The 19,575-nt window shown below is 35.8% G+C and carries 17 protein-coding genes; 8 read left to right on the plus strand and 9 right to left on the minus strand.

The features are described 5' to 3' along the window. Positions 1-4: 4 nt before the first annotated feature. A complete protein-coding gene (gene fabG / locus C8N46_RS10235; protein WP_108114799.1) occupies positions 5-751 on the minus strand; it encodes a 3-oxoacyl-[acyl-carrier-protein] reductase in 747 nt (248 codons plus the stop codon). 243 nt (positions 752-994) lie between these two features. Here fabG and C8N46_RS10240 point away from each other — a divergent pair, with 243 nt between their 5' ends. Beyond that, entirely contained in the window at positions 995-2,920 is a 1,926-nt protein-coding gene (locus C8N46_RS10240) for a S9 family peptidase (protein WP_108114974.1), read from the plus strand. A gap of 109 nt (positions 2,921-3,029) precedes the next feature. Here C8N46_RS10240 and C8N46_RS10245 read toward each other — a convergent pair whose 3' ends face one another. The 8 genes from C8N46_RS10245 to C8N46_RS10280 all read right to left on the minus strand — a co-directional run bounded on the left by C8N46_RS10245 (position 3,030) and on the right by C8N46_RS10280 (position 13,742). Next, complete coding sequence (locus C8N46_RS10245; protein WP_108114800.1) at positions 3,030-5,990, minus strand: M16 family metallopeptidase; 2,961 nt, start codon at positions 5,988-5,990, stop codon at positions 3,030-3,032. Positions 5,991-6,439: 449 nt separating this feature from the next. After that, complete coding sequence (gene sucD, locus C8N46_RS10250; RefSeq protein WP_108114801.1) at positions 6,440-7,312, minus strand: succinate--CoA ligase subunit alpha; 873 nt, start codon at positions 7,310-7,312, stop codon at positions 6,440-6,442. 300 nt (positions 7,313-7,612) lie between these two features. Then, positions 7,613-8,554: a UDP-3-O-(3-hydroxymyristoyl)glucosamine N-acyltransferase gene (locus C8N46_RS10255; RefSeq protein WP_108114802.1), complete on the minus strand. Its 942-nt coding sequence runs from the start codon at positions 8,552-8,554 to the stop codon at positions 7,613-7,615. Between the two features lie 67 nt (positions 8,555-8,621). Then, positions 8,622-9,188 (minus strand): elongation factor P, encoded by a 567-nt coding sequence (gene efp, locus C8N46_RS10260; RefSeq protein ID WP_108114803.1) that lies wholly within the window; start codon positions 9,186-9,188, stop codon positions 8,622-8,624. Between the two features lie 10 nt (positions 9,189-9,198). Next, on the minus strand, positions 9,199-9,984 hold the full coding sequence (gene lpxA / locus C8N46_RS10265; RefSeq protein WP_108114804.1) for an acyl-ACP--UDP-N-acetylglucosamine O-acyltransferase: 786 nt from the start codon (positions 9,982-9,984) through the stop codon (positions 9,199-9,201). Between the two features lie 61 nt (positions 9,985-10,045). Next, positions 10,046-11,467: a bifunctional UDP-3-O-[3-hydroxymyristoyl] N-acetylglucosamine deacetylase/3-hydroxyacyl-ACP dehydratase gene (locus C8N46_RS10270; protein WP_108114975.1), complete on the minus strand. Its 1,422-nt coding sequence runs from the start codon at positions 11,465-11,467 to the stop codon at positions 10,046-10,048. Then, the gene (gene lpxD / locus C8N46_RS10275) at positions 11,460-12,488 is read right to left on the minus strand and encodes a UDP-3-O-(3-hydroxymyristoyl)glucosamine N-acyltransferase (RefSeq protein ID WP_108114805.1); all 1,029 of its coding nucleotides are present in this window, start codon (positions 12,486-12,488) and stop codon (positions 11,460-11,462) included. Before lpxD ends, C8N46_RS10270 begins: the two co-directional genes overlap by 8 nt. Positions 12,489-12,512: 24 nt before the next feature. Further along, the gene (locus C8N46_RS10280) at positions 12,513-13,742 is read right to left on the minus strand and encodes an HD domain-containing protein (protein ID WP_108114976.1); all 1,230 of its coding nucleotides are present in this window, start codon (positions 13,740-13,742) and stop codon (positions 12,513-12,515) included. 72 nt (positions 13,743-13,814) lie between these two features. On the opposite strand from C8N46_RS10280, the gene porX reads away from it, so the two are divergent. The 7 genes from porX to C8N46_RS10310 all read left to right on the plus strand — a co-directional run bounded on the left by porX (position 13,815) and on the right by C8N46_RS10310 (position 19,571). Beyond that, entirely contained in the window at positions 13,815-15,362 is a 1,548-nt protein-coding gene (gene porX, locus C8N46_RS10285) for a T9SS response regulator signal transducer PorX (RefSeq protein WP_108114806.1), read from the plus strand. An 88-nt stretch (positions 15,363-15,450) separates the two neighbouring features. After that, positions 15,451-15,858 (plus strand): tRNA (adenosine(37)-N6)-threonylcarbamoyltransferase complex ATPase subunit type 1 TsaE, encoded by a 408-nt coding sequence (tsaE, locus tag C8N46_RS10290; RefSeq protein ID WP_108114807.1) that lies wholly within the window; start codon positions 15,451-15,453, stop codon positions 15,856-15,858. Positions 15,859-16,070: 212 nt separating this feature from the next. Next, positions 16,071-16,229 carry a hypothetical protein gene (locus C8N46_RS20900; protein WP_245896812.1) on the plus strand — a complete coding sequence of 53 codons (159 nt, stop codon included), beginning with the start codon at positions 16,071-16,073 and terminating at the stop codon, positions 16,227-16,229. Positions 16,230-16,305: 76 nt separating this feature from the next. Next, entirely contained in the window at positions 16,306-16,758 is a 453-nt protein-coding gene (locus C8N46_RS10295) for a hypothetical protein (RefSeq protein ID WP_245896814.1), read from the plus strand. 264 nt (positions 16,759-17,022) lie between these two features. Next, positions 17,023-17,526 (plus strand): hypothetical protein, encoded by a 504-nt coding sequence (locus C8N46_RS10300; RefSeq protein WP_245896815.1) that lies wholly within the window; start codon positions 17,023-17,025, stop codon positions 17,524-17,526. 262 nt (positions 17,527-17,788) lie between these two features. Continuing rightward, entirely contained in the window at positions 17,789-18,316 is a 528-nt protein-coding gene (locus tag C8N46_RS10305) for a hypothetical protein (protein WP_108114810.1), read from the plus strand. Positions 18,317-18,371: 55 nt separating this feature from the next. Then, complete coding sequence (locus tag C8N46_RS10310) at positions 18,372-19,571, plus strand: alanine dehydrogenase (protein ID WP_108114811.1); 1,200 nt, start codon at positions 18,372-18,374, stop codon at positions 19,569-19,571. Positions 19,572-19,575: the final 4 nt, after the last annotated feature.

Here is a 19,575-nt window from a genome sequence, read left to right on the forward strand (position 1 = left end):
ATATTTATGTCAACATTCCTCCATCCACGTTCAGCACTTGTCCTGTGACATAGGCTGATAAATCACTGGCAAGGAATACACATGCATTGGCAACATCTTCTGGCGTTCCTCCTCTTTTGAGTGGAATGGCTTCTCTCCAACCTTTTACTACATCTTCAGGTAATTTACCTGTCATTTCAGTTTCTATAAAGCCTGGCGCAATGACGTTGCTACGAATGTTTCGAGAACCTAATTCCAATGCAACAGATTTTGAAAATCCAATAATTCCTGCTTTGGAAGCCGCATAATTGGTTTGTCCAGCATTTCCTTTAACTCCAACTACAGAACTCATATTGATGATTGAGCCTTTGCGTTGCTTTAACATGGTGCGTTGCACAGCTTTGGTCATGTTGAACACGGATTTTAGGTTGACTTCAATGACTTTGTCAAAATCTTCTTCAGAAATACGCATCAATAAATTGTCTTTTGTAATTCCTGCGTTATTTATCAATACATCAATCGAGCCAAACTCTTTCAACACTTCCGCAGCTAAGTCTTGAGCTTGTTGATAATCGGCTGCATTGCTTTGATATCCTTTGGCTTTGATGCCTAATCCGTTTAATTCTTTTTCTAATTCGTTTGCAGCTTCTACAGATGAACTGTATGTAAACGCAACATTAGCTCCGTTCGCTGCAAATACTTCTGCAATTCCTTTTCCTATTCCTCTACTCGCGCCTGTAATGATGGCTGTTTTGCCTTCTAGTAATTTCATACGTATGTAATGGTTGATTTTTATTTAATTCAAATATACTCAGAATAGTTAGGTTTGCAATACTTCCTTTTGGGATTATTCGTCATTATCAAGGGAATCGATGCTAATAAATTCATATCGAATAGGTTATAAATGTATCATAAAAATTATGAGTTTCCAATAAATTCAAAAAAATATCTAAAAACCTGTAACAACCACCTTGATTTCTCGTCGTATGAAACAAATCAAACAAAAAATAAAAACATGAAAAAACTACTGCTTTTTTCCTTAGTGATGCTTTTTATCGCTTGTAAAGAGGAAACCAAAAAACAACCTGAACTTTCTGAAATGAAACCCGCACCTAAAATCTCCGTGGAAGATTTCTTTAAAAATTCTGAAAAAACATCTTTCCGTTTGTCTCCTAATGGAGAATTTTTATCCTATTTAGCTCCTTATAAAGACCGTATGAACATTCACGTTCAAAAAATTGGCAGTGACGACGTAAAAAGAGTGACGAGTGTAGAAGATCGTGATTTGTCTGGCTATTTTTGGGCAAGTGACGACCGTTTGGTGTATGTGAGAGATAAGGGTGGAAATGAAAATTTTCATCTTTTTGCCGTAAATAAAGATGGAAGTAACGAAAAAGACTTAACGCCTTTTGATGGTGTAAGAGCGCAAATTATTGATGTTTTACAAGATAATGAAGCTGAATTGATTGTCGGACTGAACAAACGAATTCCACAAGTATTTGACCCATATCGCTTGAATATTAATACGGGCGACATGGAATTGCTGTATGAAAACCCTGGAAATATTACTGGTTGGCAAACCGATCATGATGGAAAACTGCGTATTGCCTCTGTGACAAACGGCGTTGATAATACGATTATGTACAGAGCAACTGAAGACGAGCCGTTCAAAGAAGTGATTACCACAAACTTTAAGCAAACTTTATCACCACAATTTTTTGACTTTAATAACGGTGATGTTGTGTATGCGATTTCTAATTTAGGAAGAGATAAAGCTGCCGTTGTAAAGTACGATTTGAAAGAAAACAAGGAATTTGAAGAAATTTTTGTAGATACACAAGCGGATGCTGGTGGTATATCTTATTCTCCGAAACGAAAAGTGCCAACGTTTATCAATTACACAAGAGCAAAATTAAATCGTAAGTTTTTAGATAAGGATGCTGAGAATTTATTTAAAATGCTTGAAGAAAAATTGGGCGAAGACAACGAGTATTATATCACGTCGAGCAATAAAGAAGAAGATAAGTTTTTAATTTATGCTGGAAACGACAAAACGAGAGGTTCATATTATTTTTATGATACTAAATCAGAAAATTTAAAGCATTTGGCTGATTTGAGTCCTTGGATTAATTCTGAACACATGGCAAGTATGAAACCTATCTCCTACACCTCTAGAGATGGATTGACCATTCACGGATATTTGACGTTGCCTGTAGGTGTAAAAGCTGAAAATTTGCCTGTTGTAGTGAATCCACATGGTGGACCTTGGGCGCGTGATAATTGGGGATTCAATCCTGAAGTACAATTTTTAGCGAATAGAGGTTTTGCGGTATTACAGATGAATTTTAGAGGTTCTACAGGTTATGGAAAGAAATTTTGGGAAAGCTCGTTTAAAAAATGGGGACAGGAAATGCAAAACGATATCACCGATGGCGTAGAATGGTTGATTAAAGAAGGTATTGCCGATAAAGACCGCATCGCGATTTACGGAGGAAGTTACGGTGGTTATGCAACCTTAGCAGGAATTACCAATACGCCAGATTTGTATGCAGCGGCTGTGGATTATGTAGGTGTTTCTAACTTATTTACGTTTATGGAAACTATTCCGCCTTATTGGGAACCGTACAAGAAAATGTTATACGAAATGGTAGGCGATCCAAACACGAAAGATAGCATCATGATGAAGCAAAATAGTCCTGTTTTTCATGTAGATAAAATTAAAGCAGCGTTGTTTATTGCGCAAGGAGCCAACGATCCGCGTGTGGTACAAGCAGAATCTGACCAAATGGTAAAAGCCTTACGCGATAACGGCGTAACAGTAGAATATATGCTAAAAGAAAACGAAGGTCACGGATTTAGAAACCAAGAAAACCGCTTTGATTTTTACAATTCTATGATTAAATTTTTAAATGAAAATATGCAAACGAAGGTAAAAGGGTAATTTTTTAATGTGTCAATTTGATGATTTGAAAATGTATCAATTTATTTTTTAACCATAAAAAAAAGTGCTTCCAATTGGAAGCACTTTTTGGTTTATATCATTTTTAAGCTTATTGCTTAATGTCTTGTACTTTTTCGTAATTGAATAAATAATCTACGTCCATTTCTTGAACTTTTCCAAGTTTAGATAAAGCTTTCATATCTACATCTTTTTTGTTTCCAATCACCATGACGTTGTATTCTTCGCCTTTGATGTTTTTGTTAAAGAATTCTTTTAAGTCTGCAATCGTCATGTTTTCAATTGCTTTGTACATTTCTTCACGGTGATCTTTGTCAATACCTAACTTTTGTAATCGTTCGTATGTCCAAAAGATATTTGATTTTGTAATACGCTGTGCCGCAAGTTTTTTCAAGGTTGCTTCTTTGGCTGCGTTGAATTGCTCTTCGGCTTCTGGCATGTCGTTCATCAATGTCATCATCGCTTCTACTGCTTGCTCCATTTTGTTCGCTTGTGTTCCTATATATGCCATTACGTAGTTAGAATCGTCTTTATCAGAAGCTTCCGCATAATACGAATATGCTGAGTACGCTAAAGATTTCGATTCTCTGATTTCTTGGAATACAATGGAAGATAATCCTGCACCAAAATAGGTGTTAAACAACGAAGATGCTGCCATGTTTTCTGGTGCGAACGGACTTCCTTTTGCTAAAAACATCATTTCTGCTTGTACCATGTCATAATCCACAAAATATACATTTCCGCCCGTTTCAAGCTCTGTGTATTCCGTAGCTTGTGGATATGGTTTTAATTCGTCAGCAACTTTGTGATGTGTGTTTAAAGCGGTAACCGCAGCTTCAACATCTTTTCCATAATAGAAAATACGCTGCTCGTAGTTTTTGAACTCTTTTACAATATCTACCAACTCTTGCGGACTCATGTTTTGCAATTCGCTTCTGCTAAAAATATTACGCAAACGTGAGTTTTCACCGTATTTAGCGTAACTCATCAATCCACTTTGTAAAATAGCACCTTTACGTGTTTTATTTTCTTGTCTCCCTTTTAAAACCTGTGCTACATACTTGTCATACGCTTCTTGATTTGGCACAGCATTGTTCCATAAGTGAGATAATAATTTTAATCCTTCTGATAGGTTTTCTTTTAAACCTCTCAATCCTACATACGATTTTTCAGCGCCAGTACTTACGTAATAATCAATTCCTAATTTGTAGAACTCTTTCTTTAGTTCTTCTGCCGAATATGTATCTGTTCCTAAGTATTCCATATAACCAACACCTAAACCAAGTTTTTTGTCATTATCCGTTCCCATATCGAAGATGATATTCAAATCGAATAAGTCGTTTTGTTTGTTTTCAATGTAGGAAACCTTGATGCCGTTTGTCAGTTGTGTTTCTTTGATTTCAGATTTGAAATCCACATACTTTGGTGTCAAAGGCGTAGCTTCCATTTTGTTGAATTTTTGCATGTAAGCTGAACTCTTATCGCGGTTTAAGTTAACAGGCGTAATTCCTGGGTTTTCTACTTTTACAATAGACGTATCTTCTCCTTTACGCTTATAGGTTACTACATAATTATCTTTGTAGAATTTGTTCGCGAAATCTACCAACTCTTGTTTTGTGATGTTTCGCAACTCGTCTAAGAATTGTATTCTTTCTGCCCAATCTTCTTGATGGATAAACGCATCAACATACATACTAGCCAACGCAGTACTGTTTTCATATTGACGTGTTTGACTTAATTTTAAATCGTTTACAACGGCTTCAATCATCCAATCTTCAAACTCCCCTTTTTTGAGTTTTTCGATTTGTGCTAATAGCAGATTTTTAACATCATCTAGTGTTTGACCTGCTTTTGGATATCCAACCAATCTGTGAAGTCCATAATCGATTAAGAAACTTGTTCCACTACCTGCGTATTGTACTATTTGCTGTTGATTCAAATTCAAATCAATCAAACCCGCATTTCCGTTTGACAAAATCATATCAGCAAGCGTAACCAGTTTTTCATCTTTAGAATTGATTCCTTCCGTACGGAATGCAATAGAGATATTTTCAGTAGTTGGTCCAAATACTTCTTTTACTACAGGAGACGCAATTGGCTCTTCTGTAGGCAATGTTGGATGTGTAACTTCCTCTTTTTCAAGATTTCCAAAAGTATTGGCTACTTTTTGAATGGTTTCTTCAAAATCAATATCACCAACCAATATCATTGCCATGTTATTTGGCACATAGTATTTGTCAAAATAGTTGTGAATGGACACCATAGAAGGATTTTTTAGATGCTCTCCTGTCCCAATCGTTGTTTGTTGTCCATACGGATGCTTTGGAAATAAGCCATCTAACATCGCGAAGTAGCTTTTCCTACCATCGCTATCTTGTCCTCTGTTAAATTCTTCAAAAACAGCTTCCAATTCGGTATGAAACAAACGCAACACCAATTGACTAAAACGCTCGCTTTCCAAAGCTAGCCACTTGTCCAATTCGTTTACCGGAATTTTATTGGTGTATACTGTACGCTCAAAAGAAGTATATGCGTTGGTTCCTGTTGCTCCTAATGAACTTGTCATTTTATCATATTCATTCGCGATGCTGTAATTTGACGCAATTAAAGAAACACTATCTATTTTTTGATACAATGCTTTCTTTTTCTCAGGATCAGCTTCCGCTTTGTGTTGCTCGTAAAGGTCAGAGATTTGTTTTAGGTATTCCTTCTCTTTTTCCCAATCGAGCGTTCCTATTTCGTCGGTTCCTTTAAACACCATGTGTTCTAAGTAATGTGCTAACCCTGTAGCTTCTTTAGGATCATACGTAGAACCGGCGCGAACCGCAATGTAGGTTTGAATTTTTGGCTCGTCTGTATTTTTGCTTAAATATACTTTCAGACCATTATCTAGCGTATATAAACGCAATCCTGTCGGATCGTTTTTAAAAGTTTGGTATGAATAGCCATTGGCATCTTTTTGTGTTGCTCCTTCAACACCATCGTTGGTTTGTTTACAACTGAATATTGTGATTGTAAACACAAATAACAGCAGCAGATTGATTTTTTTCATTTTATTTTTTTGAGTGATTATGTTGTTAAACAAACGCTTGTATCTCTTTTTTATGATACAGCGGGTGACAATATATTACTTTTTTGCCTATTATATATTGAAAGGTAAATGTATATTTTGTGAATCAACATTATAGAATTGATTTAATAAGAAAAGTTGGTACGCATCAATGATTTGTGATGAAATTTCGTGTAAAGAAAAAAAGCGAATCTTTCGACTCGCTTTTACTTTTTTTCATGATTGTCATTTCTTTAGCAACTTCTACACTAATGAAATAACAATCTAAAAGTACGCATCAAATAAAAAATTTAAAAGTATTGCTGCTTCAAATTTATAAATTATAAGCACTATTCAAGAGTTCATTATATTGATTTTTAAATAATTACATAAAAAAAGCGCATTATCTGTTTTGTAGACAATGCGCTTTATATAAATTTTAAAAAGTGAGCTTACGCCATCACTTCTGCTACTTTTTTACCAATTTCTGCTGGTGAATCTACTACGTGAATTCCACACTCGCGCATGATTCTTTTCTTCGCTTCTGCAGTATCATCTGCGCCACCAACAATAGCTCCTGCGTGTCCCATCGTTCTTCCTTTTGGAGCTGTTTCTCCAGCGATAAAACCAACTACTGGTTTTTTGCTTCCGCTTTCTTTGTACCATTTTGCAGCGTCTGCTTCCAATTGCCCGCCGATTTCTCCAATCATAACCACACATTCGGTTGCGTCGTCGTTGATGAGTAATTCTACCGCTTCTTTTGTGGTAGTTCCGATAATTGGATCTCCACCAATTCCAATGGCAGTCGTGATTCCTAATCCTTGTTTTACAACTTGATCTGCAGCTTCGTATGTTAACGTTCCCGATTTTGAAACGATTCCTACTTTTCCTTCTTTGAAAACAAATCCTGGCATGATACCTACTTTTGCTTCTCCTGGCGTGATAACACCTGGACAGTTAGGACCTACCAAACGACAGTCTTTGTCGCTAATATAGGCAGCAACTTTTGTCATGTCAGCAACAGGAATTCCTTCAGTAATGGTAATAATTACTTTAATTCCTGCATCTGCAGCTTCCATAATAGCATCAGCTGCGAAAGCTGGCGGTACAAAAATGATGGTAGTATCGGCTCCTACTTGGGCAACAGCTTCAGAAACAGTGTTGAAAACAGGCTTGTCTAAGTGTGTTTGTCCACCTTTTCCTGGAGTCACACCACCAACAACATTGGTTCCGTACTCAATCATTTGACTTGCATGGAAAGTTCCTTCACTTCCTGTAAATCCTTGAACAATTATTTTTGAATCTTTGTTTACTAAAACGCTCATGTGATATTTGTTTTTTGGCTGAACAAAAATAGTTTTTTCTAAAGTATTAGTAAAGTATTTTTATAGATTTATTAAACTAAATTAAGTTAACATAAGAAATGATTACACGAATCATTAGCTACTAAAAAATTAGCTCTTGTCAGTTCGAGCGCAGTCGAGAACACTAAGAAAGCTTAAAATTTTATAGAATCTCGGTAGCTTCGCTCGGTAGCTACGATAATACTCGATTTTATATTAATCTTAATCATCTAACAATCAGATATATGAAAATATTTATCGTAACAAACTTTAATTAAATTACTATTCTTCTAATTTTTCTATTCGTTTGATGAGTTCTGGTATTTGACGAATGGAAGCGATTTCTTTGTATTTTTTTCTGAAATCGTCTGCTGGAGTTCCGAAATAACTTTTTCCACCTTCTAAACCTTTGCTAACACCCGATTGTGCCGAAATGACCGTTTTTGCTCCAATGGTAATGCCACTCGTAATTCCTACTTGTCCCCAAATAGTGACTTCATCTTCTATAATTACACAACCAGCAATGCCTGTCTGTGATGCGATTAAACATTTTTCCCCAATCACTGTATCGTGTCCTACATGTACTTGATTGTCAATTTTAGTACCTTCTTTAATGGTGGTGTCGCCCGTAACTCCTTTGTCAATTGTGCAAGAAGCTCCTAAATCTACATTGTCTTCAATGACCACTCTTCCACCCGAAAGCAGTTTATCGAAACCTTCTGGACGCTTTTTGTAATAGAAAGCATCTGCTCCTAATACCGTTCCTGAATGAATCGTTACATTGTTGCCAATAACCGTGTTGTCATAAATTGCTACGTTGGCGTGAATTAAACAGTCGTTCCCAATTGTGACATTGTTTCCAATAAAACAGTTTGGCTGAATCAACGTGCGTTCGCCAATATTTGCAGAAGGTGCAATAGATGAAGACGCGTTTCTAAACGGTCTGAAATGTTTCGTTAGTTTGTTAAAATCTCGAAAAGGATCGTCGGAGATTAACAGTGCTTTTCCTTCTGGACAGGCTACTTCCTTATTAATCAATACAATCGTCGCTTTCGATTCCAACGCTTTGTCATAGTATTTTGGATGATCCACAAAAACGATGTCACCTTCTTCTACAACGTGAATTTCGTTCATCCCATAAACCGGAAAAGATGCATCGCCAACAAAAGTGGAATCAATAATTTCAGCGATTTCTTTGAGTGTGTATTTTCTAGGGAATTTCATCTGTGTATTTTATGCAGATTTATGTCAAAAAAAAGCGCAATATGAACAAATTGCGCTTTTTTTTGAATTATTCTTTAATACGTTCCATATAGGAACCTTTTTCTGTCTCAATTTTAATTTTGTCACCTTCGTTGATGAATAAAGGAACATTGACACGTGCGCCAGTTTCTACAGTTGCTGGTTTGGTAGCGTTGGTTGCGGTGTTTCCTTTTACGCCAGGCTCTGTATGTGTTACTTCTAAAATGACACTCGCAGGCATGTCTACTGATAATGGCAAATTGTCTTCTGAATTGATTAATACCGTTACAATTTCACCTTCTTTTAATAAATCAGGAGCGTCTAGTGCAGATTCTTGCAATCTGATTTGCGTATAATCTTCTGTGTTCATAAAGTGATACGCATCTGTATCTTTGTATAAGTATTGAAATTTATGTGTTTCTACACGAACATCGTCAATTTTATGTCCTGCCGAAAAGGTATTGTCAATTACTTTTCCTGTCGTAACACTTTTTAATTTGGTACGTACGAAAGCTGGTCCTTTTCCTGGTTTTACGTGTAAAAATTCAATGATTTTGTAAATGTCGTGATTGTAACGAATGCACAATCCTTTGCGAATATCTGAAGTATTTGCCATGTTTTGTTTTTTAATTTGATGTAATATATCCTTTCATGATTCCTCTGTGCGAGTTTTTGATGAATTGTAAGATTTCATCGCGCTCGGTAGTGGCTTCCATTTCTGCTTCTATAATTTCGGCAGCTTGTGTATTGTTGTAATTTTTTTGATAGAGAATTCGGAAGATGTTTTGAATTTCCCGAATTTTTTCCGTCGTGAATCCGCGTCTACGCAATCCAACTGAGTTGATTCCCACGTACGATAACGGTTCGCGGGCTGCTTTTACATATGGTGGCACATCTTTACGCACCAAGGATCCGCCCGTAACAAAGGCGTGATTTCCAATAGAGCAAAACTGATGTACAGCCGTCATTCCCGCAAGGATAACATAATCGCCCACCGTAATATGTCCTGCCAGTGTACTATTGTTTGAGAAAATACAATTATCACCTACAATACAATCGTGTGCTACATGACAGTATGCCATGATTAAACAGTTTTTTCCGATAACTGTTTTCATTCGGTCGGAAGTTCCTTTGTTGATAGTTACGCATTCGCGAATGGTGGTATTGTCTCCTATTTCGGTAATGGTATCTTCTCCTTGATATTTTAAATCTTGTGGTGGCGCTGAGATAACAGCACCTGGAAATATGTTACAGTTTTTCCCAATACGCGCACCTTCCATGATGGTTACATTAGAGCCAATCCAAGTGCCTTCTCCAATGATGACATTGTTATGAATGGTTGTAAACGGTTCTACGACGACATTTTTTGCAATTTTTGCTCCTGGATGAACATAAGCTAACGGTTGATTCATCGACTACATTTTAATTAATACTTTGAAATTTGATGGAAAAATACACTTTTTTTGATAGGTGCTATTTTTTTTCAATTTCTTCTTCTTTTTTTCGTGCGATTTGCGCCATCAATTCTGCTTCTGCTACTAGTTTTCCGTTGGCATACGCGTAGGCTTGCATGTGGCAAATTCCTCTACGAATTGGCGTTATTAAATCGGCTTTGAATATGAGTGTGTCTCCTGGCACTACTTTTTGTTTGAATTTTACTTTGTCAATCTTCATGAAGAATGTTAAGTAATTTTCAGGATCTGGAACGGTACTTAGTACTAAAATTCCTCCTGTTTGCGCCATGGCTTCTATTTGTAAAACACCTGGCATGACTGGCGCTCCTGGAAAATGCCCAACGAAAAACGGCTCGTTCATCGTTACATTTTTCACACCAACTACATGACTGTCAGAGAGTTCTAATATTTTGTCTACCAATAAAAATGGCGGTCTATGTGGTAACATTGCCATGATTTGATTTACGTCCATTAACGGCTCTTGATGCAAATCATAACTTGGTACTTTATTGCGCTTTTCTATTTTGATGATTTTAGAAAGCTTTTTCGCAAATTGTGTGTTGACGAAGTGTCCTGGTTTGTTTGCGATGACTTTTCCACGAATACGAGTTCCTACCAAAGCCAAATCTCCAATGACATCTAAAAGTTTGTGGCGCGCTGCTTCGTTTGGGTGATGCAACGTTAAGTTATCTAGAATTCCATTTGGTTTTACTGCAATGTCTTCTTTACCAAAAGCAACTCTGAGTTTGTCCATTGTTGCTGGCGATAGTTCTTTGTCAACATATACGATGGCATTGTTTAAATCGCCTCCTTTGATGAGTCCGTGTTCTAGCAACATTTCCAATTCATGCAAGAAACTAAACGTTCTTGAGTCCGCAATATCGCGTTTGAAGTCAGAAAGATGCTTCAATGTAGCGTTTTGTGTTCCTAAGACTTTCGTTCCAAAGTCAACCATTGTGGTCACTTGGTATTCGTCTGAAGGAATGATTGTAATTTCGCTTCCTGTTTCTTCATCAATATAGGAAATCACATCTTTTACAATGTATTCTTCGCGAGGTTGCTCCTGCTCTACAATTCCTGCTTCTTCTAGTGCTTCTAAAAAGAATTTTGCCGAACCATCCATAATTGGTGGTTCAGAAGCGTCTAATTCTATACATACGTTGTCAATTTCCAATCCTACCAAAGCTGCTAATACGTGCTCGCAGGTTTGAATTTTAACTCCATGTTTTTCTAATACTGTACCGCGCTGTGTGTTTACTACGTAATTGGCGTCTGCTTCTATGATTGGATTTCCTTCCAAATCGACACGCACAAAAGCGTACCCATAATTTTCAGGTGCGGGTTTAAAGGTTAGTGTAACTTCTTTTCCTGTATGTAATCCAACGCCTTTAAGCGAAACTTCTTTAGCGATGGTTGTTTGTTTAACAATAATTTCACTCATTGTCATTTATTTTTTTTTCGATTTGATTGACTGTTTTTGCAAGTTTTGGTAAGTTTTTAAAATATACGTACGATTTGTTGTAATCGCCATAATTCAATGCTGGAGAACCTTGCAGTGTTTCTCCATCTTTTACATTTCGTCCAATTCCTGATTGTGCTTGAATGCGAACATTGTCTCCAATAGTGATGTGTCCTACAATTCCAACTTGTCCACCAATCATGCAGTTTTTCCCGATTTTGGTAGAACCTGCAATTCCTGTTTGTGCAGCAATGACGGTGTTTTCGCCAATTTCCACATTGTGCGCAATTTGAATTTGATTGTCGAGTTTTACACCTTTTCTAATAATGGTAGACCCTAAGGTTGCTCTGTCAATAGTAGTTCCTGCGCCTATGTCTACATTGGCTTCCAGAATAACGTTTCCTGTTTGTGGTACTTTTTGATATTCTCCTTGTTCATTCGGCGCAAAGCCAAATCCGTCCGCACCGACAATCGCACCACTGTGAATTACGCAATTATCACCAATAACAGATTCTGAATAGATTTTAGCGCCTGCAAAAATGACAACATTGTCACCAATCGTTACATTGTCCCCAATATACGCGTTTGGATACACTTTTACATAATCGCCAATTTTTACATTTTCGCCCATGTATGAGAAAGCTCCAAAATACAATTCTTCGCCATACGATGCTGAATCAGAAATAAAGGTAGGTTGCTCAATCCCTATTTTATTCATTTTCACTTTGTTGTAATATTCTAACAATTTTGAAAATGATTTGTATGCGTCTTCTACTTTGATAAGTGTGGTAGCTAATTCTTCTTCGGGTGTAAACTCTTTGTTTACAATAGTTATGGATGCGCGAGTACTGTAAATGTACTGCGTGTATTTAGGGTTTGCTAAGAAAGTTAATGAACCTTCCGTACCTTCTTCTATTTTAGAAAGTTTTGATACTTCTGCTTCCGGATTGCCTACAATATCACCTTCTAAAATGCCTGCTATTTGTGTCGCTGTAAACTTCATTCCCGCAAAAGTATAAAAAAAGTCCTAAAGTTTGTCCTTTGGATAGCAGATATAATATTTTGTCACGGGTTTTGAAAGTGCTTTCAAGTTTAATTGGTCAGAAGCTTTGACAACATCTTGAATTTTTCCTGTTTTCATCAAAATATGAATGTTTTGACTCGTTGTTTTGTATGCCTGATTGGAAATTTCGCCCGAAAATACAAAGTACGACGCCTCGTGTTTGCTGATGTTGTACTTCTGCATCAAGCTTTCGGTTTCGTTTTGAATTTTCTTTGACGCTATTTTTTTGTTTTTGATTTTGATGCGAAGCAAATCGCGATTGATAATCATTTGACAGAGATTGGACAATACAAAATCATCTTCATCCATCCATTCTTTCATGGCAGAAATCACATCGTAATCGTCTAGTTTTGCAAAACGATCTAATACTTCTTCGTTAAAATCTTCAATAGAAATTTCATTTTGAATGAAAAAACTTAATGCTGCACTAGCTTGCAAATTTGCTCCTTGCAGGGTTAATTCTTTGGCTCTTTGCAGTACTCGGATAAGCAATTGCTCTGCCACCAAACTTGTTTTATGGAGATAGACTTGCCAATACATCAATCGGCGCGCGACTAGAAACTTTTCAACCGAATAGATGCCTTTTTCTTCAATCACCAATTCGTCATTCACCACATTTAACATCGTAATGATGCGTTCGGAATTGATATTTCCTTCAGCAACTCCTGTGTAGAAGCTATCACGCTTTAAATAATCGGCTCTGTCCATGTCAATTTGACCAGAAATCAGCTGATACATAAATTTCCGCGGATACTTTCCTTTGAAGATTTCGATGGCAAGCGTTAAACTTCCGTTAAATTCAGCATTCAATCGCTCCATCAACAGTAGCGAAATTTCTTCATGATGCACACTGTTTACAATGCTATGTTCCATAGCGTGCGAAAACGGTCCGTGACCAATATCGTGCAATAAAATAGCAATGAGCAAAGCGTCTTTTTCTTCTTCCGAAATGACAACACCTTTAAAACGAAGCACTTGTATCGCTTTTTGCATTAAATGCATACAGCCTAACGCATGATGAAAACGCGTGTGATGCGCGCCAGGATATACCAAATAAGACATGCCCATTTGTGAAATTCTGCGCAAGCGCTGAAAATATTTGTGTTCAATAAGGTCAAAAATGAGCGGATTGGGTATTGTAATAAATCCGTAAATTGGGTCGTTTAATATTTTGAGCTTGTTTCTAGTATTCAAAAGTTTGTTTTTAGAATCAGCACAAATATAAGTACAATACAAGACACCTTACTAACAAAATAAAAAATATACATGAGCGCATTCAAGATTCTTTGGGTTGATGATGAGATTGATTTATTGAAACCACATATTCTCTTTTTACAGAAAAAAAATTACGAAGTTACGACGTGTACGAGCGGTACCGAAGCCATTGATATGATTGACGAAGAAAGTTTCGATATTGTTTTTTTAGACGAAAATATGCCCGGTTTGACCGGAATTGAAACACTTTCCGAACTCAAAGCGAAACAGAATAATCTTCCTGTGGTGATGATTACCAAAAGTGAAGAAGAATATATTATGGAAGAAGCGATTGGCTCAAAGATTGCCGATTATTTGATAAAACCTGTGAATCCGAATCAGATTTTGTTGAGTTTGAAGAAGAATTTGGATCATTCGCGATTGGTTTCTGAGAAAACGACTTCCAACTATCAGCAAGAATTCCGAAAGATTGCGATGGATTTGGCAATGGTAAACTCGATTGACGAATGGATTGAGTTGTATCAAAAGTTGATTTATTGGGAATTGCAGTTGGAAGATATTGAAGATACAGGCATGTTTGAGATTTTAGAATCGCAAAAAAACGAAGCCAATGTGCAGTTTGGGAAGTTTATTGATAAGAATTATCCTGATTGGTTTGGTTCAGAAGAAGCGCCAATTATGTCGCACACCATGTTTCGCGAGTTGGTTGTTCCAGAAATTAGCAAAGCGCAACCTACGTTGTTGGTCGTGATTGACAATTTGCGCTACGATCAGTGGAAAGCGTTTGAACCGTTTGTCAATACACATTACAAAAAGGAAAAAGAAGTACCGTTTGTCAGCATTTTACCAACTGCGACACAATATGCACGAAATGCTATTTTTTCTGGTTTGATGCCTTCGGATATGGAAAAATTACATCCAGATTTGTGGAAAAATGACACCGATGAAGGCGGAAAGAATTTGCACGAAGACGATTTCTTGAAAGCGCAATTGAAACGTTTGGGGTTAAACATCAAACATGAATACCATAAAATTACCAGTTTAAAAGGCGGAAAGAAGCTCGCAGAGAACTTTAAATCGCAAAAAGATAATGATCTTACGGTAGTTGTGTATAACTTCGTAGACATGCTCTCACACGCTAAAACCGAAATGGAAGTTGTGAAAGAGTTGGCTTCTAACGATAAAGCGTACCGATCGTTGACGCAGAGTTGGTTTAAAAATTCGCCGTTGTTAGATATCATTCAACAATCGCAGCGTTTAGGTTTTAAATTGATTATTACAACCGACCACGGAACCATTAATGTAAAACATCCTTCTAAAGTTGTGGGTGATAAAAACACAAGTCTAAATTTGCGTTACAAAACAGGCAGAAGCTTAACGTATGAAGATAAAGACGTGTTAGCAGCAAAAGATCCAAGTACCATTCACTTGCCTACCATTAACATGAGTAGTTCCTTTATTTTTGCCAAAACGGATTTGTTTTTCGCGTATCCAAACAATTACAATCATTATGTGAGTTATTATCGAAATACGTATCAACATGGCGGAGTTTCTTTGGAAGAAATGATAATTCCGTTTGCGGTATTGTCGCCTAGATAAATTACAAATTACGCCTCAGCAAGTGATTTTATAAGCAATTAGTGTTTTTTTTAGTACTTTTGAATAATGCTTCAAAATTAAAATTCGAGTGAAAAAAGAATACCATCTTTCTCAAATTGATGAGATTGCAAGAGCTATTTTAGCGGAAACTAAACATAAGATTATAGCTTTTCAAGGAGAAATGGGTGTTGGAAAAACCACACTCATTAAAGTTTTAGCCAAGCAACTTGGTGTCAACGAATTAACCAGCAGTCCGACATTCTCCATTGTAAACGAATATCACACTCCAACTGATATTTTATATCACTTTGATTGTTACCGAATGGAAAATGAAGTCGAAGCCTTTGATATTGGTATTGAAGACTATTTATACAGTGACGCTTGGTGTTTTATTGAATGGCCAGAACGCATTGAAAATTTACTACCAGATGACATCACAAAGATTACTATTGAAAAAATAAACGAAGAATTACGCTCAATTCATCTGAAAAATTGAGCATTTTACCGAAAATAAGAGACTATAACCGAAATTTAAACCTAAAAAGACTGACAAATAACTGACTTTTGTAGTATATTGAATGAAAATTCTTATATAGTTCAGAAGTGAAAAATCGATAAAAATACGGATAAAATAAAATATGATAATTTTCTGAAAATCATTTGTTTATTAGATAAGTTTGCTCATCGTAAAACTAAAACCTAAACAAAATGAAATTAAGAAATTATGTATTTGCAGCAGTCGTATTGGCATCAGTAACATTTGTGTCTTGTAACCCAGATAGCATTGCAGACGAAGACAACCCATACCAAACAGAGCAAGGAGTCGATAAGACAAAAATCAGAATTCCAGGGCAAGCAAATAGCTAAGAGAAGAAAATCCCTTGTACGATCTACTATAGTTGCAAATACTATTTTTGCATTAATTATTGCTTTAACTCCCTACTTGTTTCAATTATATGAGTATGCACCTGAAAATACTCAAGTTTGGGAGACAGCTTGGTTTAGAATTGAAGACAAGAATTATTATGACTTAAGAACGGCATTTTGGGTTTACATGAACAAGATAATTCCATTAATATTAATGGTAATCTGGTTCATGACTTGTAAGAAATGGTGGTATCATGTCATATTAATTCCAATGTGTATGTATGGTTTTCAATTCTACACAGCATTAAACAACACGACCAATATACTTGACATAGTCGAAATTTATTGGTTATTACCAATAATGTGTATTATAATACCTTTTGTGTATTTGATAAGAATAAAATTGGTTGACAAGTATGTTCATGGAATTGATTTGAAAAAAATTGATGCAGAGCTAGAAGAATATGAACGTAGAGAACAAGAACAACAAAACACATCAAAAGAAGCTCAAACACAAGAAGTTCATTGACATACACTAATATACTATTTTCTACGTATTTCGTTAATTTCAAAGCAAACTAACAAAAATACGTAGAAAATATATTATGCTTATTTTTAAAGGAGCGTTTGGTTATTATATAAGTTTGACACATCGTTAAACTAAATAATAAAACAAACATGAAAACTAAATTCTACCTTTACCTATTAGCAGCCGTATCATCAATTTTATTTGTATCTTGTAATCCAGATAGTATTGCTGATGAAGACAACCCATACCAAACAGAACAAGGACTTGAGAAAAAAGTCAGAAAAATCCCTAGTAACGGGTAGTGTTATAGCTTTATTAATTGTAATTTCACCATATCTTTTCTATCTTTACAGTAGCTTTCCTAGCAATGATACTTGGGAAACTAGTTGGTTTTCTTACAAAAGTGTTTATTATCAAGATATCAGTTATTTAGTATGGATATTAATGGGAAAATTAATTCCCTTGCTGTTCCTTCTTTTGTGGTTTTTCACTTGTAAACATTGGTGGTATCATGCTATAATTGTTCCTATTGCAATGTATACATTTCAAATTTATACTACTTTGAATGATGAAATGCGGTATCATGATGAGATTGAGATTTATTATTTAATTCCCATAATGATGGTAATAATACCATCTGTATACTTTATAAGAATTAAACTCTTTGATAAATTAGTACATGGCATAGACCTTAAAAAAATAGAAGCAGAATTAGACGAATACGAACGTAAAGAAAAAGAAGACTCCGAAACGGATATTATAAAATAATTTGTATTTTTACGAAAATACTTACTTAAAACAAACAAAATATACTATTTTCTACGGCTTTTGTTAATTTTAGATTAACTAGCAAAAGTACGTAGAAAATTTATATTGCTATTTTTCTGATAATTAGTTGGTTATTATATAAGTTTGACCTATCGTTAAACTAAATACCTAATTAATCAGATGAAAACTAAATTTTACTTTTACTTATTAGCCGCTTTTTCAACAATATTATTTGTATCTTGTAACCCAGACAGTATTGCTGATGAAGACAACCCATACCAAACAGAGCAAACAATCGAAAGGTCTCAAATCAAAGTCCCTCGTAACGGGTAGTATAGTAGCTATATTTATAGCTATTTCACCATATATATTTTATTTATATCAAAGTTTTCCAGACGAAAAGGTTTGGAAAACTTTTTTATTTACATTTAGAAGCAGTGAAAGTCTATACACATTGGCGTGGTTATTAACTGGAAAAATTGTTCCATTACTTTTTCTCATACTATGGTTTTTTACCTGTAGAGATTGGTGGTATCACGTAATATTAATTCCAATCGCAATGTACTCATTTCAAATATTCAGTATAATACATGATGACTCTAATCCTGTTGATGAAGTTGAAATTTATTGGCTAATTCCCATAATGATGATTATTATTCCTATTGTATATTTTATCAGAATTAAACTCTTCGATAAATATGTGTATGGAATTGACCTCCAAAAAATAGATGCTGAACTCGCTGAATACGAACGAAAAGAAAAAGAATTACTAGAAGAAAACAATACGTAGTTTTATAACTTCATTTTTATTTGTAACTTCATGTGTTAACCAATTGTATTACTTCATGCCTGAGTCTTTATCACCTTTCACCAAACAACAATTACTTCCGCAAGAAGAAACGCTCGAAATTTTAAAGCATAAACAGGAATTGTTAATCGGAATTCCTAAGGAAACTTCGTATCAAGAGAAACGCGTGTGTTTAACGCCTGATGCAGTCGCAGCAATTGTTGCACATGGACATCGTGTATTGATTGAAAGTTGCGCGGGAAAAGAAGCTAATTTTTCCAACAAAGAATACACAGAAGCTGGCGCAGAAATTACAAACGATACGCAAAAAGTATTCGCCTGCCCTATTGTTTTGAAAGTAGAACCGCCAACGTTAGACGAATTGCAGTTGCTAAATCCACAGACGATTTTAATTTCTGCTCTACAGATAAAAACACGCTCCAAAAAATATTTTGAACTACTTGCAAATAAACGTGTTACGGCTTTAGCATTTGAATATATTCGTGATGAAGACGGAACGTATCCCGCTGTGCGTTCATTAAGTGAAATTGCAGGAACTTCCTCTGTGCTAATTGCTTCCGAAATCATGGCAAATGTCAACAGTGGAAACGGTTTGATGCTCGGAAATATTAGTGGTGTGCCACCTGCAGAAGTCGTGATTCTCGGTGCTGGAACGGTTGGTGAATTTGCTGCACGCTCTGCTTTGGGACTTGGCGCAAACATCAAAGTTTTTGATAATTCTATTACGAAACTGCGTCGCATTCAGGCAAATTTAGGACGTCCTGTATATACATGTACTGTGCAACCTAAAAATTTATTAAAAGCATTAAAACGTTGTGATGTGTTGATTGGCGCTGTACGCGGAAAAAACCGATCGCCAATTTTGGTTACGGAAACAATGGTGGAACACATGAAAAAAGGCTCGGTAATTATCGATGTAAGTATTGATATGGGCGGTTGTATAGAAACGAGCGAAATTACTTCGCATGACAAACCTACGTTTGAAAAACACGGTGTCATTCATTATTGTGTACCAAACATTCCTGCACGATATTCCCGAACTGCCTCTGTATCAATTAGTAATATGTTTACTCCGTATTTATTGAAAATTGCAGATGATGGCGGATTGGAAAATTCGTTGCGTTTTGACAAAGGTTTAAAAAATGGTTTGTACTTTTACCACGGAGTTCTGACGAATAAATCGGTTGCCGAATGGTTCGATTTGCCGTACAGAGATATTAATTTATTAATTTTTTAATTAC

It is taken from the genome of Kordia periserrulae (genome assembly GCF_003054265.1).
Classification (GTDB): domain Bacteria; phylum Bacteroidota; class Bacteroidia; order Flavobacteriales; family Flavobacteriaceae; genus Kordia; species Kordia periserrulae.

Coding starts and splice junctions, on each gene's coding strand:
- C8N46_RS10305 (WP_108114810.1), top strand. CDS start 17,789: ATGAAGACAACCCATACCAAACAGAGCAAACAATCGAAAGGTCTCAAA.
- sucD (WP_108114801.1), bottom strand. CDS start 7,312: ATGAGCGTTTTAGTAAACAAAGATTCAAAAATAATTGTTCAAGGATTT.
- porX (WP_108114806.1), top strand. CDS start 13,815: ATGAGCGCATTCAAGATTCTTTGGGTTGATGATGAGATTGATTTATTG.
- efp (WP_108114803.1), bottom strand. CDS start 9,188: ATGGCAAATACTTCAGATATTCGCAAAGGATTGTGCATTCGTTACAAT.
- lpxA (WP_108114804.1), bottom strand. CDS start 9,984: ATGAATCAACCGTTAGCTTATGTTCATCCAGGAGCAAAAATTGCAAAA.
- C8N46_RS20900 (WP_245896812.1), top strand. CDS start 16,071: ATGAAATTAAGAAATTATGTATTTGCAGCAGTCGTATTGGCATCAGTA.
- C8N46_RS10255 (WP_108114802.1), bottom strand. CDS start 8,554: ATGAAATTCCCTAGAAAATACACACTCAAAGAAATCGCTGAAATTATT.
- C8N46_RS10270 (WP_108114975.1), bottom strand. CDS start 11,467: ATGAGTGAAATTATTGTTAAACAAACAACCATCGCTAAAGAAGTTTCG.
- C8N46_RS10240 (WP_108114974.1), top strand. CDS start 995: ATGAAAAAACTACTGCTTTTTTCCTTAGTGATGCTTTTTATCGCTTGT.
- fabG (WP_108114799.1), bottom strand. CDS start 751: ATGAAATTACTAGAAGGCAAAACAGCCATCATTACAGGCGCGAGTAGA.
- lpxD (WP_108114805.1), bottom strand. CDS start 12,488: ATGAAGTTTACAGCGACACAAATAGCAGGCATTTTAGAAGGTGATATT.
- C8N46_RS10310 (WP_108114811.1), top strand. CDS start 18,372: ATGCCTGAGTCTTTATCACCTTTCACCAAACAACAATTACTTCCGCAA.
- C8N46_RS10245 (WP_108114800.1), bottom strand. CDS start 5,990: ATGAAAAAAATCAATCTGCTGCTGTTATTTGTGTTTACAATCACAATA.